This window comes from Hymenobacter oligotrophus (assembly GCF_003574965.1).
Classification (GTDB): Bacteria; Bacteroidota; Bacteroidia; order Cytophagales; family Hymenobacteraceae; genus Solirubrum; species Solirubrum oligotrophum.
Map to the genome: position 1 here is coordinate 2,831,627 of NZ_CP032317.1, position 17,728 is coordinate 2,849,354.

A 17,728-nucleotide genomic window follows, 5' to 3' on the forward strand; every position below is an offset into this window, starting at 1 on the left:
GCTTGCTAGGTTGCTTGTTCGGCCGCACCGCGCAGAATAAGTGCAAATACGGCGTAGTTGAGCATGTCGCGGTAGTTGGCCTCCACGCCTTCCGAAGCCAGCGTGCGGCCCTGCAAATCCTCGATTTGCTTGGTGCGGTGCAGCTTCATCAGGATGATGTCGGTGATGCTCGACACGCGCATTTGGCGCCACGCCTCGCCGTAATCGTGGTTTTTCGCGAACAGCAAGCGGCGGTTGTCGGCCACCTCCTGCTCGTATGCATCGGCCACAAAAGCCGGCTCCAGCTCCAGCGGCGCATCGGCGGGCAGGCGCAGTTGCATCAGGGCAATAACGCAGTAATTGATGATGGCCACAAACTCATCATCGATAGGCTCTTGCACCAGCTGCGTACCCTTTTCCTGAATGGAGCGGATGCGTTGCGCTTTGATGAAAATCTGATCGGTGATGCTGGGCAAACGCAAGATGCGCCACGCCGTGCCGTAGTCGTGGGTCTTGGCCAGAAACAGCGCCCGGCACCGCTCGATGATGCGGTCGTATTGGAGCTGGGTTTGGTCGTTCAACGTGAAAAGGCTATTTTTAGAACAGAGCGGAGGTATCGGGGCCAAGGTCTTAGAACTTTCTTTGCAGGGCTAATGGCGTTGCGCGCGGCAACGCTTTGTTGGTTTCTGCCGAAGCCTAACCCCTATTACCTAACGCCTAAGCCCTAACAGCCATGCAGGCCCTGGTTGCGCAAGATACGCTATTTCGGGTGAGGCAGACGCTGCGCTGCCCCGGCGGCCGCGTGCTCGATTTGAGCCGCCCGCAGGTCATGGGCATCCTCAACGTTACGCCCGATTCGTTTTTTGTGGGCAGCCGCCTGCAGGCCGAAACCGAGCTGCTGCAACGCGCCGAGCACATGCTGCAGGCCGGCGCCAACGTGCTCGACCTAGGCGGTTACTCCTCGCGCCCCGGCGCCGAGGATATACCTGTTGATGAGGAGCTTGCCCGCCTGCTGCCGGCCGTGGAAGCCGTGCGGCGCAACTTCCCGGAGGCTTTCGTGTCGGTCGATACGTTTCGGGCCCGCGTGGCCGAGTTGGCCGTGCAAGCCGGCGCCGACATTATCAACGACATCGGCGGCGGGTTGCTCGACGAGGCAATGTTCGAAACGGTGGCGCGTTTGCAGGTGCCCTACATCCTGATGCACATGCGCGGCACGCCGCAAACCATGACGCAGCTTACCCACTACGATACCGACCTGGTGCAGGAGCTGGTGCGCTACTTCCGCGACCGGGTAGCGGCCCTGCGCGCCCTGTGGCCCGATGCCGACGTGGTGCTCGATCCTGGCTTTGGCTTTGCCAAAACGCCGCAACAAGGCTACGAGCTGCTCCGCCGCTTGCCCGAGCTGCGCAACATATTGGACATGCCGCTGTTGATAGGACTATCCCGCAAAAGCCTCGTCTGGAAGCCCCTAGGTCTGACGCCCGAGGCAGCCTTGCCAGGCACGCTGGTGCTCAACACCTTGGCCCTGATGGGCGGCGCCAACCTGCTGCGCGTGCACGACGTAGCGGAAGCTGTGCAGCTGGTGCGTTTGGTTCAAAATACTTTAAGCTCTTAATCCCGTGTTTCCTCCCGTCTCCATCGGCTTCCTGCGCATCGGCTGGATCGACGTCGTGGACGTGCTGCTGGTTACGGTGCTGTTTTACCAGATTTACAAGCTGCTTACCGGCTCGGTAGCGCTACGTATTTTCCTGGGTTTCCTGTCGATTTACCTGCTTTACCTGGTGGTGAAGGCCGCCGGTATGGAGCTGCTAACCACCATCCTAGGTCAGTTTATGAGCGTGGGCGTGCTGGCAGGCATCATTCTGTTTCAGCAAGAAATCCGACGCTTTCTGCTCAATATCGGCAAGGCCACCAGCCTCGAGCGGGTGCGCATGTTTTCGTGGCGCCGCGAGCAGCAGCAACAGCGCATGAGCGTAACGCCCTTTGTGGAAGCCGCCAAAAGCCTGGCCGGCAAAAACACCGGCGCGCTTATCGCCTTCCAGCAGGCTTCGGACCTGAAGTTTTACGCCGAAAGCGGCGACCTGCTCGATGCCGCCGTGAGCAAGCGCTTGCTCCTGAGCATCTTCAACAAAACCTCACCGTTGCACGACGGTGCCGTTATCGTGGCCGACGGCCGCATCAAAGCGGCCCGCTGCATCCTGCCCGTCAGCGAAAACCCCGACGTGCCCGCCTCCATGGGCCTGCGCCACCGCGCCGCCATTGGCCTTTCGGAAGTAACCGACTCGGTGGTGCTGGTAGTGAGCGAAGAAACCGGGCAAATGTCCATTGTGCGCGGCGGCGAGGTGTACCGCAACCTCTCGGGCCAGGATTTACGCGCCAAACTCAACGAATTCTTGTTCGATGCCATGCCTCGCACGGGCGCCGGTACTGCTCCGGCCCGCTCGGCAGCGGAGGTAGCGGCCTAAAACCTTGTTGACCCTTCGTAAAAGAACTAAACGGTGGAGTAAGTGGCGGTTGCTGCTCGTTGCTTCGCCCGCCGCGCGCGTTTGGCTTCCTGCCATTGGTGCACATCAACTCCTCTGATTACCAGCCAAGCGGCGAAAGCTGACTCGCCCAGGAACGGCGGCAACATGATAAACGGAAAAAGGCTGTTGGCAAGCTCCGGCGCCAAAATCAGCAGCAAGCTGTTGGCGATGTAGCACACGCCCGCGGCTTGCATCATGCCCCCGAGCAGCCGCGGCAGGTAGCCCGAGCGCCTGATCAGGTACCCCTCGAGCAGGCAGGTAAAGCCGAAAAAGATCAGCCCGATGCCAAAGCCGTAGCCGTGGGCCTGAATAAACACATACGCCAGAGCCTCGCGTTGCGCCGGCTCCAGGGGCCCTAGGTAGGCGCTCTTGCTCAGCAAAAACAAGGGCACAAGCAGGTTTAGCTTGTTGAGCGCCAGCACTGCCGTTTGCACCACGTTAAACAACAGCGCCATCAGGGCCAGTTTTTTGCTTACGGGCCTGAGCAGCGTGTACAACATCAGCATCACCAACACATCGAGCACGTGCATTAGCAAGTCGCCGGCAATGCCTGCCCGCCACAACTGCGGAGCGGCGGCAATGCGCTGCGCCGTGGCGGCAGCGTCGCCCGGCACCACCAGGGTGTTTCGCACGAACATTTCGCCGAGTAGCCCGGCTAGGATAATGATGAGATAAGCAATGCCGGCCACCCGGGCGTACTTGTTAGGTGATGCGCCGATTGTGGTAGCCAGCATAATTAGGGGGTTAGGTTATACTAAACATATGAATTTTTTAATATAGATAAGATCAAAATCACTGCGCCCCGCTGGTAAGCCAGCGGGGCGCAATGGTTAGGCAATGTGCTTTGGGTGCTTACGGCGTATTCTGCACCACTTGGCCGGCCTCGGGTTGCGCGGCCGAGCGGTCCTTCAGCGTGCCCAGCTCGCGGCCTACCTCGATAAAGGCGTTAATGGCCTTGTCGAGATGCGCGCGGGTGTGGGCGGCGGAGAGCTGCACCCGAATGCGGGCCTGCCCTTTCGGCACCACAGGGTAGTAGAAACCCACTACGTAAATGCCCTTTTCGAGCATTTTGGCAGCGAATTCCTGCGCCAGTTTGGCATCGTAAAGCATTACGGGCACGATGGGGTGCTCACCGGGCTTGATGTCGAAGCCGGCGGCGGTCATTTGCTCGCGGAAGTACTTGGTGTTTTCCTCCAGTTGGTCGCGCAGCTGGGTGCTTTCGGTCAGCAGATCGAGCACCCGGATGCTGGCCCCCACGATGGCCGGCGCCAGCGTGTTCGAGAACAGGTACGGGCGGCTGCGCTGGCGCAGCATATCGATGATTTCTTTGCGGCCCGAGGTGAAACCGCCCATGGCGCCACCTAGGGCTTTGCCCAGCGTGCCGGTGATGATATCGACGCGGCCCATGACGTTGCGGTGCTCGTGGGTGCCGCGGCCGGTTTTGCCGAGGAAACCCATCGAGTGGCACTCGTCGATCATCACCAAAGCCTGGTACTTATCGGCCAGGTCGCAGATTTCATCGAGGCGGGCAATGGTGCCGTCCATTGAGAACGAGCCGTCCGTAACGATGATGCGGTGGCGGGTGCCTTTGGCCACGGCGTCCTGGAGTTGCTTCTCCAGGTCGGCCATGTCGTTGTGGTTGTAGCGGTAGCGCTGGGCTTTGCACAGGCGCACGCCATCGATGATGGAGGCGTGGTTGAGCGCGTCGCTGATGATGGCGTCCTGCTCGTTGAAGAGCGGCTCGAACACCCCGCCGTTGGCGTCGAAAGCGGCGGCGTACAAGATGGTGTCTTCGGTGCCCAGAAACTCGGCAATTTTGCGCTCCAGCTCCTTGTGAATGTCCTGCGTGCCGCAAATAAAGCGCACCGACGACATGCCGTAGCCGTGCGTATCGATGGCTTCTTTGGCGGCCTTGATCACCTCGGGGTGCGACGACAGCCCTAGGTAGTTGTTGGCGCAAAAGTTCAGCACCTCGCCCGCCTCGTTGGTCTCGATTTCGGCGCCTTGCGGCGAGGTAATGATGCGCTCTTTCTTGTAAAGACCGGCTTCTTTAATCTCGGCCAGCTGCTGCTGGAGGTCGGGCTGAAGGGTGGTGTACATGCGGTGAGAACTTGGGAACGATACGAAGGTACGGCCTGCGCCCCCGAAGGTGTCGGCCTAACCCAAAGCTACAACCTGTTGCCAACAACACCTAGGCGGGCACCTGCGAGCGGCCGTATAACCAGCCCCGGGCGCCTAGGCCAGGCCACAGCACCCAGGCCCAGGGTAACTGCGCGGGCTGCAACCGCCGAGGCCCCCGAAGTTGGTATCTTTGCGCAATGGCCTGCGGGCTTTTTTGGCTGATCTGCTTTTCCCCACCCGTTTTCCTTCTTACGCATGAGCACAACCGGCACAGGCGACACAATTCTGGTAATTGGCGCCGGCGGACAACTGGGTTTCGAACTCACCCACGAGCTGCGCCAGCTTTACGGCGCCTCCAACGTAGTAGCCGCCGACGTGCGCCTGCCCAAACACCCCGAGCTGGCCGACGCCGGCCCGTTTGTGCAGCTCGACGTGCTCGATAAGGCGGGCCTGGGCGCGGTAATGCAGCGCTACAAGCCCAAGCAGGTGTACCACTTGGCCGCCCTGCTCTCGGCCACGGCCGAAAAGAACCCCAAATTTGGCTGGGAGCTGAACATGGATGGCCTGTTCAACGTGCTCGACGCCGCCGTGGAGCACGGCACCGGCCGCATCTACTGGCCCTCAAGCATTGCCGTGTTCGGCCCCAACACCCCCCGCGACAACACCCCGCAATACACCGTAATGGACCCCGGCACCATCTACGGCATCAGCAAGCAAGCCGGCGAGCTGTGGCTCGACTGGTACTACCGCAAGCACGGCCTCGATGTGCGCAGCCTGCGCTACCCCGGCCTCATCGGCTACAAGAGCCTGCCCGGTGGCGGCACCACCGACTACGCCGTGGATATTTATCACCACGCCGTGCACGGCCTCCCCTACCAGTGCTTTTTGCAGGAAGACACCTACCTGCCGATGATGTACATGCCCGATGCGCTGAAGGCCACGCTGGATTTGATGCACGCCCCCGCCGAGCAAATCAAAATCCGGACGTCCTACAACCTAGGGGCCATGAGCTTCTCGCCGCGCGAAATCACGCAGAGCATTCAGCAGCACATACCCGACTTCGAGGTAACGTACCAGCCCGACTCGCGCCAGCAAATTGCCGACTCCTGGCCCAAGAGCATCGACGACTCGCGCGCCCGCCAGGATTGGGGCTGGACGCCCCAGTTCGACCTAGGTGCCATGACGGCCGACATGCTCAAGCACCTGCAGGAGGAGCCGCAGTACCTCGCTCCGCTAACTGCCGAAGCTAAGTAAGAGCAGCTGTAGCGCGGCCGTAGCGCGGACTTTGTAGTCCGCGTCCCCGGATAGTATTGTTAATCGTTTAATCGATTGAGTTACTATCTGCGGGCGCGGACTACAAAGTCCGCGCTACGGCCGCGCTACTTTTTTGCCGCTCCTCTCGTACCACAGCGCAGGTAAAAACCTGCGCTGCTATGATCGTAAACTACACCTCCGAGGGCTGGCAAATCATTTACCAACAAGCCCATGCCCTGCTGGCAGCCCAGTTGCTGCACCAATGGCCTGCGTTTTTGCCGCTCGAGCAATGGGTGGGCCTGCTGGCCGCCGTGGCCCAGCACGACGACGGCCAGCGCCGCTGGGACGGGCGCTACGCCATTACGCCCGCCGGCGCCCCCGCCGATTTCACCACCAAGGAGTTTTCGTTGGAGCAGGCCACCGAGGTAATGCACCAGGCGCGGTTTCAGGGGCGGTGGCGCAGCCTGCTCACCAGCCTGCACATGAGCTTTTTGTACGAAGAGCTGCGCGGCCAAAACAAGGAGACGGACGCGTTTCTGGACGAGCAGCGGCAGTGCCAGCAGCGCTGGCGGCGCGAGCTGAAGGTAGCCAAAGCCGACGCCGAACGCGCCTACGCCCTGCTGCAATGGTGCGACCGGTTTTCGCTGATTTTGTGCCGCCACGAACTACCCGAAATGGAGCGCGCCCTCGAAATCAGCCGCGGGCCCGACGGCCAGCGTTACGACGTGCGCCAGCTCGCCGCCGACGAGGCCGTAACCGTGCAGCCCTGGCCCTTTACCGCCGATGCTTTTGAGGTGGGCGTGGAGGCCTCGGTGCTCACCCAGCTGCAGTTCAAAAACGACCAGGAACTTAGCCAGGCGCTGCGCGAAGCGCCCGTGCAAACGCTGCGCTGGCAGCTGCGCCGCCACGCCTGAGCCCAACGAAAGCCCAAAGCCCACCGTAGTACCGCGCAGGGCTTTGCCCGCTTACGACGCGACCCCGACTTATGGCTACCTCCTCGTTTCAGCTATCCTCGCTGCCCGGCTTGTTCAAAGCCACCGCCACCCAGTTCATGGAGAACAACTCCTTGCGCCTGGCCGGTGCGCTGGCCTACAACGCCATTTTCTCCATTCCGCCGCTGTTGCTCATTGTTATTGCCTCGGCCGGGTACTTTTTTGGCGAAGAAGCCGTGCAGGGCAAGCTCATGCAGCAGCTCAGCGGTTTTGTGAGCCCGGAGGCCGCCAAAATCATTCAGGAGTCGATCAGCAACTTCCACGAGCAGCAAAAGGGCGGCATGGCCGCGGCCATTGGCTTGGGCACGCTCATTTTCGCGGCCACCACGTTTTTCGTAACGCTGCAAGAAAGCCTCAACAGCATCTGGAACCTGAAAGTAAAGCCCCGCAACGGCCTCTGGGAGTTTATCCACGCGCGGTTGCTCTCGTTTGGGCTGATCTTGAGCGTGGCGCTGCTGCTGCTGATTTCGTTTGTGGTTAGCGCCGTGCTGAGCTTTTTCACCGACTACCTGCAGCAACTGCTGCCGGGCGTGGCGGTGTTTTTCATTCGCCTCATCGATCTGCTGCTTTCGCTGGGCATTACCACCGCCCTGTTTGCGCTGATTTACCGCTTTCTGCCCGATGCCATCATCCGGTGGCGCGACGTGTGGACGGGCGCTTTCATCACGGCCTTGCTGTTCATCATTGGCAAGTACCTTATTACGTTCTACATCGCCACCTCCGACCCCGGCTCGGCGTTCGGCGCGGCCGGCTCGCTTATCGTGCTGCTCGTCTGGATTTACTACTCCTCGCTCATCATCTTCTTCGGGGCCGAGTTCACGCAGCAGTACGCCGACTGCTACGGCCAGCACGTGCAGCCCAAGGCCCACGCCGTGCGCATTGAGGTGCGCGAGGTGCCCCCCGGCGAAACCAAGGAAGAGCAAAACACCGGCCGCCCGCACGCCGAAGGGCGTTTCCGGAGCTAGTATTTTGTCGAGCTTCGGCTGATTTGTCGTTTAAAAATCAATAGGTTTGACGCATAGTAAATTCTCTATGCGTCATTCGTTTCTATTGTTCGTTGCCTTGCTTTTGCTAGGCGCCGCGGCACCTAGCGCCCGCGCGCAAGCCCCCGCCGACACCGCCCGCCTGCTGATGCTGGGCCCTGTGGTAGGCGAGGTGGTTGATGCGCAGGAAAAAGCCACCTACGGCTTTTTTCCTTACTACTCCACCGACAACTTTGCCGAGGGCCGGCTGTACCAAGCCCTGCGCCCCGACAGCGCCGTAACCTTGCTGGCGCAGCTGCGCGACGGCACGGTGCGCCGCCGCCGCATTGGGGCCGCCGAGTTGCAGAGCATTCGGGCGGCCGTGCCCCGCCCCGCACCGGCACCGGCCGGCACGCGCCCTGCCGCGCCAACTCGCGCCGCCACCCCCGATTCGGTGGGCACCATGTACGCCGTGGAGTTGGTTACGGGCAGCTCGTTTATGGGCACGCTGCTGGCTACCCGCCCTGCCGAGCTGGAGTTTACCACCCGCGACCTAGGGCGCCTTGTGGTGCAGCGCACCAACATCCGCAACATGCAGCCGCTCACGGTAACGCAGGCCGGGCGGGGTTGGGAGCCAGTGGGCAACGGCACGCGCATCTTTTTTGCGCCCACGGCACGCATGCTGCGCAAGGGCGAAGGCTACATCCAGGACATCAACGTCTTCGTGCTCGGCGGCAACTACGGCATCACCGACAATATCTCCATCGGCGCGCTGGTGCCCGTTATTCCGGGAGCTGGGGTAAGCTTTGTGGCCCTCACGCCCAAAGTAGGCGTGCCCGTAAACGATAAGCTGAACCTGGCCGCCGGCGTGCTGTTCGCCACCGGCTTCGGCTCGAGCGGGGGTATTGCCTACGGCGCCGGAACCTACGGCACTGCCGACCAGAACGCCACCCTCGGCTTGGGCTACTTGTTTGCCGAGGGCGACATAGAAAGCAGCCCGGTGGTGCTGGTGGGCGGGGCCACGCGCATTTCGCGCCGCCTTTCGCTGCTCAACGAAACGTACTTTTACTCGGGGGGCCTAGGTGGTTTGGTAGGCCTGCGGGTGGCGGCAGCGCGCCTTAGCGGCAGCCTAGGCTTTTTGTACCTCTCCGAGCTCGGCACCATCTTTCCGGCCTACTTAGAGGCTGCCTACCGCTTCGGCAAGGTTAAGTAAGCGCGCGGCACCTAGGCCGGCGTAACTTGCGCCGATGAAACACTATCTACTTGCTCTATTATTGCTAGTGTCGGGGGCTGCCACGGCGGGCCGGGCGCTTGCGCCCGATACCTTGGCCGGCCACGCCCGCCTGGTGCGGCTGCTGTCGGCCGATGTGTGCCGCAAGCTCGAGGAGAAAAACCGCGAAAAACCGCTGGAAAAGCTCGATGCCGAAGCCAGCAAACAACTGCTTCTAACCACGCTGCTGGCCAGCGTGGGCCAGCACGCCGCGCAGTTTGGCCCCATGATAGAGCAAGCCAAGGCCACCGGCCGCTCGCCCGAAGAAACCGGCCGCCTAGTGGGCCAAGAAGTTGTGCTGAACCTGGCCCGCACCTGCCCGGTATCGTCGGGGCTGATTGCGCGCATGGGCATGGCCGAGGTAAAGGCCAAAAAGGAAATCAACGTGTCGGACCGCGAAAAGCCCACCCTGACGCTCGTAGCCAAAGATATTTGCCTGGGCCTGGAGCAGCGCAACCAAGCCCAACCCTTCGCCAAGCTCGGCAAAGACCAACGCATGCAGATGCTGCAAGAGGTGATGCAGCAGGCGTTTCTGAAAAACGCCGACGCCATGACCAAGCTTTACGGCAGCGGCGTTTTCCTCGATGCGGCCAACATGAAACCCATCGGCGAGCGAGTGGGCCTGCTCATGGCCGACACATGCCCCTCTTACCTGATGCAGCTCGGCCTCGACCACATCGACACCCAAAAGAACCCATAGAACTTAGTGCGCAGCAAAAAGAGCCGGCCCGGGGTGGTTACCCCGGGCCGGCTCTTTTTGCTGGCAGCGCCTTGGCGCACCTAGGCGGGCTGCCCCTCTTTGGTTGCCAACTGGCCGCAGGCCGCATCGATGTCCTTGCCGCGCGAGCGGCGCACGTTTACCTGCACACCGCGGTCGGCGAGGTACTTCATGAAGGGGACCAAGCGGTCTTCCTGGGCATTGAGGAAAGCGGCCGGGGCAATGGGGTTATATTCGATCAGGTTGACCTTGCACGGTATCCATTTCGTGATTTCGAGCAGGGCTTTGGCATCTTCAATCGAGTCGTTGAAGTTGTCGAACACGATGTACTCATAGGTTACCATGCGGCCCGTAACCTGGTGGTAGTGCTGCAAGGCCTCCTTCAGCACCGGCAACGAGTTCGACTCGTTGATGGGCATGATTTCGTTGCGCTTGTCGTCGGTGGGCGCGTGCAGGCTTAGGGCCAGGTTGGCCTTAAAGCCGTCGTCGGCCAGCTTTTTAATCATCTTGGAGATGCCGGCGGTGCTCACCGTCAGGCGACGGGCCGCCATACCTAGCCCCTCCTTGTTGTCGGTGATGCGCTCCACGCTCTTGAGCACGTTGGCGTAGTTGAGCAGCGGCTCACCCATGCCCATGTACACGATGTTGGTGAGCGGCTTGCCGAAATGCTCCTCGGCCTGCTGGGCAATAATGGCCACTTGGTCGAAAATCTCAGCCGTATCGAGGTTGCGCTTGCGCTCCATGTAGCCCGTGGCGCAGAACTTACACGTAAGCGAGCAGCCCACCTGCGATGAAATACAGGCCGTCATGCGGTCGTCTTTCGGGATGAGCACGCCCTCTACCAAGTGCCCATCGTGCAGCCGGAAGGCGTACTTGATGGTGCCGTCGGTGCTTTGCTGCTGCTTCTGGATCTGAACGGAGTTGATGCTGAAATGCGCATCAAGCAACTCGCGGGTGCTCAGCGAGATGTTGTTCATTTCCGAAAACGAATGCGCCACGTTGCGCCACAGCCACTCCATCACCTGCTTGGCGCGGAAAGGCTTTTCGCCGTGCTCAACAAAAAAGGCCTTGAGCTCGTCGAGGGTGAGTTTGCGGATGTCGCGTTTGGTAACGATGGGCAGCGTGATCATAGCACAAAGGTACAACCTAGCAGCCGCTTAGGTTCCCCAAATGCACCGGGTTAGCAGCAAGTGTAGTACACCACTGCTTTGCGCTGGCTGGGCAGGTAGGCTAGTTGGCGGCCATCTTCCTCGTAGAGGCTGTAGGCGAAGCCCGGCAAACCGGTTTGCTGCACTTCTTTCCACGCGGGTTGCTTGGCGTGGCGGTTGGGGGCGGTGCCGGGTTTTACGGCTGGCTCCTGAAACTGCGCCGGTGCAAAAAACCGATCAAGCCGCTCGCGCACGTACGCCTCGCGCTGGGCGGCGGTAGGGTTTTCGCCGTATTTCAGCAGGCCGTAATCAAGTAAAGCCGCTACCGGAAACTGCTCGCGCCACAGGGTATCGCCGGCGGCCGCTACAATGGAAAACTGCACCTGGCCCGTAAGCAGCGAATCGCCAACAATGCGCAGCACGAAAACGTCGTTGGCCTGCTTGGAGGAAAAGCGGTGTTCGGCGGTGGCTTCCATCAGGGCCCGGCGCGCTGGCAGCGGCGTGGTAGCCGCCGGGGGCATGCCGGGCGGCACGTCGGCCGCGGGCGTGCCACCGGTTTTGGGCGGCGTGTTGGCGGCACTGGGCGCGGTGCTTTCGCCTTGGTCGGGGTTGGCTTGGCAGGCGCACAGCAGCGCACCGGCCAGCCACGGAGCGGCAAATCGGAGGAGGTGGAGCATGCAGCCTGTACGCAGGCGCGGCCTAGGTCGTTAGGCTATGGGGCAACCAGGCGGGCCGCGGCAGCCTCAGGCAGCAGGGCCAATTTGCGGGTGTTGTAGTCGAAGCAGAGCATGCCGGTTTTGGCGCGGGCTATGTCGCGGCCTTCGGTGGTTTGGATGTGGTACACCACATCGAAGCCGTACTTGTGCAAGTCGGTAGCGGCCATTTGTACGCGCAGCACGTCGCCGTAAAAACCCTCGCCCTTGTACTCCACGGCCAAATCCGACATGATCATGCCTTCTTTGGTGGCGGGGTTGTATTCGGCCAGCTCCATGTGCCGCAGAAACTGCACGCGGGCCTCGTGCAGCAGGCTTACGAGGGCATCGTTGCCGAGGTGGGCGCCGTAATTTAGGTCGGTGATGCGCACGGGCAGCTCCACGGTTACGGAAAACGTTTCGGGCAAGGCTACTTTTACGCGGGCCATAGGTTGGTATTAGGTATTAGATACAGCGTAGTCAGACTGAACGCAAATGATGAGCGACGTTACAAAGGTAGAAGTACGGCAAACCGGCGACGGCTCGAGCACCTTGTACGTGCCGGCGCTCGACGAGCACTACCACTCCACCCACGGCGCGCTGCAAGAGTCGGTGCACGTGTTTATCCGAGCGGGCCTCGAGCCAGTGCTGCTTACCGCCGACCGCCTCCAGCACATTCTGGAAGTGGGCCTGGGCACCGGCCTGAACGCTTTGCTCACATTGCAGCGCAGCCTCACGGCCCGCGTGCGCATTCACTACGATGCCGTCGAGACCTTCCCATTGCCGCCCGACATTGTGGAGGCCCTAGGTATTGAGCGGTACGTGTTGAACCCGGAGCTGCTCGATTTGCACCGCCAGTTGCACGCTGCCCCCTGGAACACGCCCATCGACCTGACGCCGCACTTCGAGCTGCGCAAGCTGCACGTGGCGCTGCAGCAGGCGCACTTGCCCGCTAACCACTACCAGCTCGTTTACTTCGATGCCTTTGCGCCCGAAAAGCAGCCCGATATGTGGACGCAGGCCGTATTCGAGCAACTATTTGCAGCCACGATGCGCGGCGGCATACTAGTGAGTTACTGCGCCAAAGGCGCCTTCAAGCGCAGCCTTAAGGCCGCTGGCTGGCAAGTAGAGGCATTGCCCGGCCCGCCCGGTAAACGCGAGATGACACGTGCCCGCAAGCCTTAGGTTGATTAAAACAGACGCATTTGTTTGAAAGCCATGCTGCTGAAAAAGCTTTTGTTTTTGCAACAGCAATGTAGCTTAGTGCCTACCGACGACCTAGGAATTGTACGGTTAATAGGGTGAGCCTCTGACCGAAGGTTCGCCTAACTACCTAGCCGCCGTAGCCCGCCATCCGTATTTTGGCGGTAGCTATGAGTCGAAAATTCATCGAAATAGAAGGCCAGCACTGGGTTGAGCAGGGCATCATCAGCCCCGAGCAGCACCAGCGCCTGCTGGCCTTGTACCCCGAGCAGCAACGCGCCATTGGCTTGTTGCCGCTGTTGGGCAGCCTGTTGGTGGGCCTGAGCGCCCTGAGCCTGGTGGCGGCCAACTGGCAGGAGTTGCCCGAGTTGCTGCGTTTGGGCCTGCTCATCGGCTCGATGGTGGCCGCTTACCTAGGCGGCGAACATTTTCTGCAGCGTGGGTTCCGCTCCATGGGCATTGGCCTGGTAGCCCTAGGTCTGATTTTGTTTGGGGCCGGCATTGTGCTCACGAGCCAGATGTACCAACTGGTGGGCTATGATGTAACGGGCCTGCTAGCCTGGGTGGTAGCCGCGGTGGTGCTCACCTTCATCTACCAAAGCCACTTCTTGTTTATTCTGGCCGTGGCCATTGGCGTGCTGGCGCAGGGCTACAGCGTGGGCAGCCTCAGCAGCTACAGCTACGCCAGTGCGGGGCTGATGGCCGGCGGCCTGGGCTACTACTGGTGGCGCCGCCCCGATGCACTCTGCGGAGCCATTCTGGCTACGGGCCTGCTTTGGCAATCGGCGTTGCTGATTAATCATTTGCACATCAAAATCACGTGGTTTTTTGTGCCGGCCATGCTGGTATACGCCGCCGGCGACTGGCAGCCTAACCGCCCTGCCGCCCGCGCCCTGCAAGCCCCGCCGTTGGTGGCGGCGTTCTTGTTCATGCTCGGCCTGGGCATGTTTGGCGAAGCCGGCAGCTACACCGATCAGCTGCGGCCGCACTTTGTGGGCTTTGTGGGGGCGCTGCTGCTGGTGTTTGGCCTCTCGGTAGCGGGCAAGCGCGCCCGCGGGCACCTAAGCAGCGCCGCCGATTGGCTGTTGCTGCTGCCGGGCTACTACTTTCCGGGCGGATTGCCGCTGGCCGTGGCCGCGCTGGTGGTGCTGTACGCCTACACCGGCTCGGTGCTGTACCGCGGCTACCAAGAGCAAGCCTCCGACCGCGTAAACCTGGGCACGGCGCTGTTCATCCTCACTACCATGGTGGCGTACTTTAAGCTGACGTGGGAGTTCATGGATAAGTCGCTGTTCTTTTTGCTGGGCGGCTTGCTGCTGCTGGGCCTGAGCTGGTACCTGCGCCGCCGGGCGCGTGCTATTCCGCCCTCCAACCCGCCTACGCACTAACGATGAAGCTGGTGCCTACTCTCTTCTTGTCGGAAGCTGCCGATAAGCGCCGCCGCTGGGTAGCCTTGGCCGTAGCCGCGCAGGTGCTGTTCATTTTGCTGGTAGCCGGGGCGGGCTCCGCCATCAGCAGCTACGGCCGGGCGGTGGTACTGCGCACGTCGCCCGTCGATCCGCGCGATTTGCTTTACGGCGACTACGTTACGCTGAACTACGACATCAGCCAGTTGCCGCGGCCGCTGTGGCGCGGCTCGGAGGCCCCGCGCCGCCACCGGCCCGTGTACGTAGAGCTGCGCCCCACCCCGGCCGGCTACTACGAGGCCGTGGCGGTGTACCCCGCCGAGCCCGCCTCGCTGCCCGCCGACCACGTAGCCCTGCGCGGCTGGATTGTGAACGTGTGGCGCCAAGGCCTGCAACTTCGCTACGGTCTGGAGCGCTACTACGTACCCGAGGGCGAAGGCCGCAAGCTGGAGCGCCGCGCCGGTCGGCAGCCACTGCTGGTGCACGTAAGCGTGGCGCCTTGGGACCAGTCGCGCATTACCCGCGTCGAAACAACCCCAAAACAAGCAGAGCGCCCGTAACCGAGGCGCTCTCCTTGTTTGTTGGGCTTTGGCTACCGCGTGTTTAGGGCGAGTAGCTGGCGGTCGGCTTTGTCGAGGTCCACTAGCGCGTACTTCTTCTGGCTGGTGATGCTCATTTCGTCGAGCACATCCACCACGTCGCGGTACTTGGCATCGGGGCTGGTTTTGATGAGCACCGTGGCCTGCGGGCTGCGCTGCTTGAGCTGCAGCAGTACTTGCCGCACCCCTGCCGCGCCGAAGTTGGTGGTGCGCAGCTCGGCGGGCGCGTCGGCGGTGTTCAGCCCGAAGAAGTAGTGCACCTGGCTGTTCTTACCCAGGATGAGCGTCAGGGCCTGGCTCGCGCCCACTTCGGTTTTGCTGTCGGCATCGGCTACGGGCATGGTTAGCTGCATCACGTTGGGCTTGGCAAACGTGGTAGTGAGCATGAAGAAGGTGAGCAGCAGAAAGGCCAGGTCCACCATCGGGGCCGTGTCGAGGCGGAAGGCTTGCTTTTTGGCGCGGGGCTTGGTGCTGCGGCTCGGGGCGGAGGTAGGCTGGATGTCGGCCATGGCGGTGGAGGTGTTGGTTGAGGTGTTCACCTGCCAAAACGCCGAGCTTCGCTGGCTTATTGCACCTAGGGTTGCAGGGGGCTACTCGCCGGCGTGCTGCGGTTCATCAAACCACCACACGCGCTCCGGTGCGATGCAGGCGTGCAGCGGTACGTCGCCGGGCCAGGCATCGGTAATGCGCTCCACGGGCGGCTCCAGGCTCAGGCCGATGCGCTGCGCCTTGGGGCACTCCTGCAGAAACCGATCGTAGAAGCCTTTGCCGTAGCCTACGCGGTGGCCCTGCACGTCGAAAGCCAGCAAGGGCAGCAGCACCGCATCGATGTTAGTAGCCGCTACGGCCGGCGCACCCAGGGGCTCGGGTATGCCCCAGGTGTTGGGCTGCAGCTCGGTTTCGGGGCCCAACAGGCGGTGCGTTAGCTGGCCATCGAGCTGCACCACGGGCACCACCACCTGCACCCGCGGAAAATAGGCCCACAGCCGCCGGATAATCAGCCAGGTATCAGGCTCGCGTTGGCGCTCGAGCGGCAGAAACACGTGCACCGTGCGCCAAGCCCCTAGGTCGAACTCGGCAAACAAATGCGCGGCCAGCTCCGCGCTGCGCCGGGCCAACTCGGCGTTGGACAAGGCGCGGCGGCGGGCCAGCATCTCGCGACGGAGGTCGGCTTTGAGCATGGCTGTTGAATGGCTGGTGTGTTTGCTTGCGCCAACCGGGCGGGCGCAGGCATGGCTTCGGGCGCTACTCCTCCTCGATTACGGTAAACTCCAGCGCCAGCGGCTCAAACGCCTCGACGAGCTGATCGATGAAACTAGGGTTGTTTACCACAATGCTCAGCACGTTATCGTGGCGCTCCTGCAGGCTGCCCGCTGGGAAGAGCTTTTCCTTCAGGCCGCTGAGCTGGTTGTAGGCGGTTTCGTGCTTGGCTTCGGCGGCTTTGCTCAGGCGCTTTTCGAGGCCGGCCACAATGCCGGTTACCTTTTGTTGCTCGGCCGCCACGGTTTTCACCAGCGTGGGGTCGAGGCGCTGCGCCAGGGCCGATACGGCGGCAAAGGCGGCGGCCAGCTGTTCCTGCTGCTCGGCCAACGACACCTCCTCCTGACCTAGGGAAGCGGCCACCTGCTTTTTCAGCTCGGGCAGCGGCCTGAACAAATCGTTGGTGCCCAGGCCCAGCTTGCGCAGCTTGCCTAGGTGCGTGCGGCCCACGTACAGCGCCGAGTTGCGCAGCAGCACCATGGGCATGGGCACTTGGTAATGCTCGAATACACCTTTCAGCTGCAGCCAATAGGCTACCTCGGCGCCGCCGCCCACGTAGCACAGGTTGGGCAGCAGCATTTCTTGATAGAGCGGGCGCAGCACCACGTTGGGGCTAAAGCACTCGGGCTGCTCCTGGGCGTGCGCTACGGCCTCGTCGGTGGTCCAGCGGATATCGGTGTTGCGCACCACCACGTGGCCGTCTTCCAACTCCAGCCGTTCGCGCTTGCCTTCGTTGGTGAGGTAAAACAAGTTGAGCGGGCGGGCATACACCTGCGGCTTGTAGCTGGCTGCTTCCAAGGCCGCATCGGTGGTTTGCACAGCTTGGTAAGCGGCCTGGGTGCGCAGCTCCTCGGCTACTACAGGCGCCAGCACTTGCTTCAGTTCGGCGTCGTCGGGCTCGATGCTGAGCAGGCCGTACTGGCCAAACAGCTCGTGCGTAAGGCGGCGGGTGGCTTCGGCCAAGGTTTGGCTTTGCTCGTAGGCTTCGCGGAAGGCGGCAGGCACCTCGGCGGGCAGTTGCGCCAGTACCTGCTCGCTAAGCCCCGCCAGCGGCATGCGGCCCACGGGCCCGCCGGTTTGCTCGGCCTGCCACTCCAGCTTTTTGCCGAACAAGTGCAGGTGGTTGATTTCGGCGAAGTCGTGGTCTTCGGTAGCCATCCAGTACACCGGCACAAAATCATACTGCGGGTGCTGGGCCTTCAATTGGCGGCACAGCTTTACCACGGTCGCAATCTTGTAAATGAAGTACAGCGGGCCGGTGAGCAAATTGAGCTGGTGGCCGGTGGTTACCGTGAAGGTGGTTTCCTGCGCCAGCAGCCCTAGGTTGGCTTGCACGGCGGGGTGCAGCTCGGGCAAGGCACTTAGTTGCCGGCGAAAGGCTTGTTGCAGCCGCTGGCGGGTAGCGGCCGGATACTGCGAACGTTTCTCCTCGAGCTGCTCGGCAAAAGCGTCCAGCGTCGGAAAGCGGTGGTAAAAAGGCTGGAGCCGGGGCTCTTGCTTCAGGTAATCGGCGATAAACGCGCTAAACGCGCCGGTGGCGGCGTAAGGCAAACAGTGCACGGGCATGGGCGGAGTAGACGTTGCGGCTGCAACGTTCGC

19 protein-coding genes are annotated in these 17,728 nt (G+C 61.9%); 10 read left to right on the plus strand and 9 right to left on the minus strand.

The annotated features are described in order from the left end of the window. Positions 1-5: 5 nt before the first annotated feature. Positions 6-560 carry a DUF1599 domain-containing protein gene (locus D3Y59_RS12095; protein ID WP_119445287.1) on the minus strand — a complete coding sequence of 185 codons (555 nt, stop codon included), beginning with the start codon at positions 558-560 and terminating at the stop codon, positions 6-8. Between the two features lie 152 nt (positions 561-712). On the opposite strand from D3Y59_RS12095, the gene folP reads away from it, so the two are divergent. Both folP and cdaA read left to right on the plus strand, forming a co-directional pair. Continuing rightward, the gene (gene folP / locus D3Y59_RS12100) at positions 713-1,594 is read left to right on the plus strand and encodes a dihydropteroate synthase (RefSeq protein WP_119445288.1); all 882 of its coding nucleotides are present in this window, start codon (positions 713-715) and stop codon (positions 1,592-1,594) included. Positions 1,595-1,598: 4 nt separating this feature from the next. After that, a complete protein-coding gene (gene cdaA, locus D3Y59_RS12105; RefSeq protein WP_119445289.1) occupies positions 1,599-2,444 on the plus strand; it encodes a diadenylate cyclase CdaA in 846 nt (281 codons plus the stop codon). Between the two features lie 26 nt (positions 2,445-2,470). Here the strand turns inward: cdaA and D3Y59_RS12110 are convergent, their stop codons facing one another. Together D3Y59_RS12110 and kbl are read right to left on the minus strand one after the other, a co-directional pair. Beyond that, positions 2,471-3,238: a DUF4386 domain-containing protein gene (locus D3Y59_RS12110; protein WP_119445290.1), complete on the minus strand. Its 768-nt coding sequence runs from the start codon at positions 3,236-3,238 to the stop codon at positions 2,471-2,473. A gap of 118 nt (positions 3,239-3,356) precedes the next feature. Continuing rightward, on the minus strand, positions 3,357-4,604 hold the full coding sequence (gene kbl / locus D3Y59_RS12115; RefSeq protein WP_119445291.1) for a glycine C-acetyltransferase: 1,248 nt from the start codon (positions 4,602-4,604) through the stop codon (positions 3,357-3,359). 276 nt (positions 4,605-4,880) lie between these two features. On the opposite strand from kbl, the gene D3Y59_RS12120 reads away from it, so the two are divergent. The 5 genes from D3Y59_RS12120 to D3Y59_RS12140 all read left to right on the plus strand — a co-directional run bounded on the left by D3Y59_RS12120 (position 4,881) and on the right by D3Y59_RS12140 (position 9,803). Further along, positions 4,881-5,879 (plus strand): NAD-dependent epimerase/dehydratase family protein, encoded by a 999-nt coding sequence (locus tag D3Y59_RS12120; protein ID WP_119445292.1) that lies wholly within the window; start codon positions 4,881-4,883, stop codon positions 5,877-5,879. Positions 5,880-6,058: 179 nt separating this feature from the next. Then, the gene (locus D3Y59_RS12125; protein WP_119445293.1) at positions 6,059-6,793 is read left to right on the plus strand and encodes a DUF3891 family protein; all 735 of its coding nucleotides are present in this window, start codon (positions 6,059-6,061) and stop codon (positions 6,791-6,793) included. Positions 6,794-6,864: 71 nt separating this feature from the next. Then, positions 6,865-7,836 carry a YihY/virulence factor BrkB family protein gene (locus D3Y59_RS12130; protein WP_119445294.1) on the plus strand — a complete coding sequence of 324 codons (972 nt, stop codon included), beginning with the start codon at positions 6,865-6,867 and terminating at the stop codon, positions 7,834-7,836. Between the two features lie 67 nt (positions 7,837-7,903). Next, on the plus strand, positions 7,904-9,046 hold the full coding sequence (locus tag D3Y59_RS12135; RefSeq protein ID WP_162910735.1) for a hypothetical protein: 1,143 nt from the start codon (positions 7,904-7,906) through the stop codon (positions 9,044-9,046). Between the two features lie 34 nt (positions 9,047-9,080). After that, complete coding sequence (locus D3Y59_RS12140; RefSeq protein ID WP_162910736.1) at positions 9,081-9,803, plus strand: hypothetical protein; 723 nt, start codon at positions 9,081-9,083, stop codon at positions 9,801-9,803. Positions 9,804-9,883: 80 nt separating this feature from the next. Here D3Y59_RS12140 and rlmN read toward each other — a convergent pair whose 3' ends face one another. Genes rlmN through D3Y59_RS12155 form a run of 3 tightly spaced genes read right to left on the minus strand, consistent with a single transcriptional unit; the run spans position 9,884 to position 12,110 of the window. Further along, positions 9,884-10,951 (minus strand): 23S rRNA (adenine(2503)-C(2))-methyltransferase RlmN, encoded by a 1,068-nt coding sequence (rlmN, locus tag D3Y59_RS12145; protein ID WP_119445297.1) that lies wholly within the window; start codon positions 10,949-10,951, stop codon positions 9,884-9,886. Positions 10,952-11,001: 50 nt separating this feature from the next. Beyond that, on the minus strand, positions 11,002-11,646 hold the full coding sequence (locus D3Y59_RS12150) for a hypothetical protein (protein WP_119445298.1): 645 nt from the start codon (positions 11,644-11,646) through the stop codon (positions 11,002-11,004). A gap of 35 nt (positions 11,647-11,681) precedes the next feature. Next, positions 11,682-12,110 carry a thioesterase family protein gene (locus D3Y59_RS12155; RefSeq protein WP_119445299.1) on the minus strand — a complete coding sequence of 143 codons (429 nt, stop codon included), beginning with the start codon at positions 12,108-12,110 and terminating at the stop codon, positions 11,682-11,684. Between the two features lie 46 nt (positions 12,111-12,156). Between D3Y59_RS12155 and mnmD the strand changes: the two genes are divergently transcribed. From mnmD to D3Y59_RS12170, 3 genes are all read left to right on the plus strand, one after another. Further along, complete coding sequence (gene mnmD / locus D3Y59_RS12160; RefSeq protein ID WP_240410347.1) at positions 12,157-12,846, plus strand: tRNA (5-methylaminomethyl-2-thiouridine)(34)-methyltransferase MnmD; 690 nt, start codon at positions 12,157-12,159, stop codon at positions 12,844-12,846. 188 nt (positions 12,847-13,034) lie between these two features. Continuing rightward, positions 13,035-14,252, plus strand: a complete 1,218-nt coding sequence (locus D3Y59_RS12165) for a DUF2157 domain-containing protein (protein ID WP_119445300.1) — start codon at positions 13,035-13,037, stop codon at positions 14,250-14,252. Between the two features lie 2 nt (positions 14,253-14,254). Beyond that, positions 14,255-14,830 (plus strand): GDYXXLXY domain-containing protein, encoded by a 576-nt coding sequence (locus D3Y59_RS12170; protein ID WP_119445301.1) that lies wholly within the window; start codon positions 14,255-14,257, stop codon positions 14,828-14,830. A gap of 32 nt (positions 14,831-14,862) precedes the next feature. Here D3Y59_RS12170 and D3Y59_RS12175 read toward each other — a convergent pair whose 3' ends face one another. The 3 genes from D3Y59_RS12175 to bshC form a co-directional block, all read right to left on the minus strand. Further along, positions 14,863-15,378 carry an ExbD/TolR family protein gene (locus D3Y59_RS12175; RefSeq protein WP_119446451.1) on the minus strand — a complete coding sequence of 172 codons (516 nt, stop codon included), beginning with the start codon at positions 15,376-15,378 and terminating at the stop codon, positions 14,863-14,865. 81 nt (positions 15,379-15,459) lie between these two features. Then, complete coding sequence (locus tag D3Y59_RS12180) at positions 15,460-16,050, minus strand: 5-formyltetrahydrofolate cyclo-ligase (RefSeq protein WP_119445302.1); 591 nt, start codon at positions 16,048-16,050, stop codon at positions 15,460-15,462. 64 nt (positions 16,051-16,114) lie between these two features. Then, positions 16,115-17,695: a bacillithiol biosynthesis cysteine-adding enzyme BshC gene (gene bshC, locus D3Y59_RS12185; protein WP_119445303.1), complete on the minus strand. Its 1,581-nt coding sequence runs from the start codon at positions 17,693-17,695 to the stop codon at positions 16,115-16,117. Positions 17,696-17,728 lie beyond the last annotated feature (33 nt).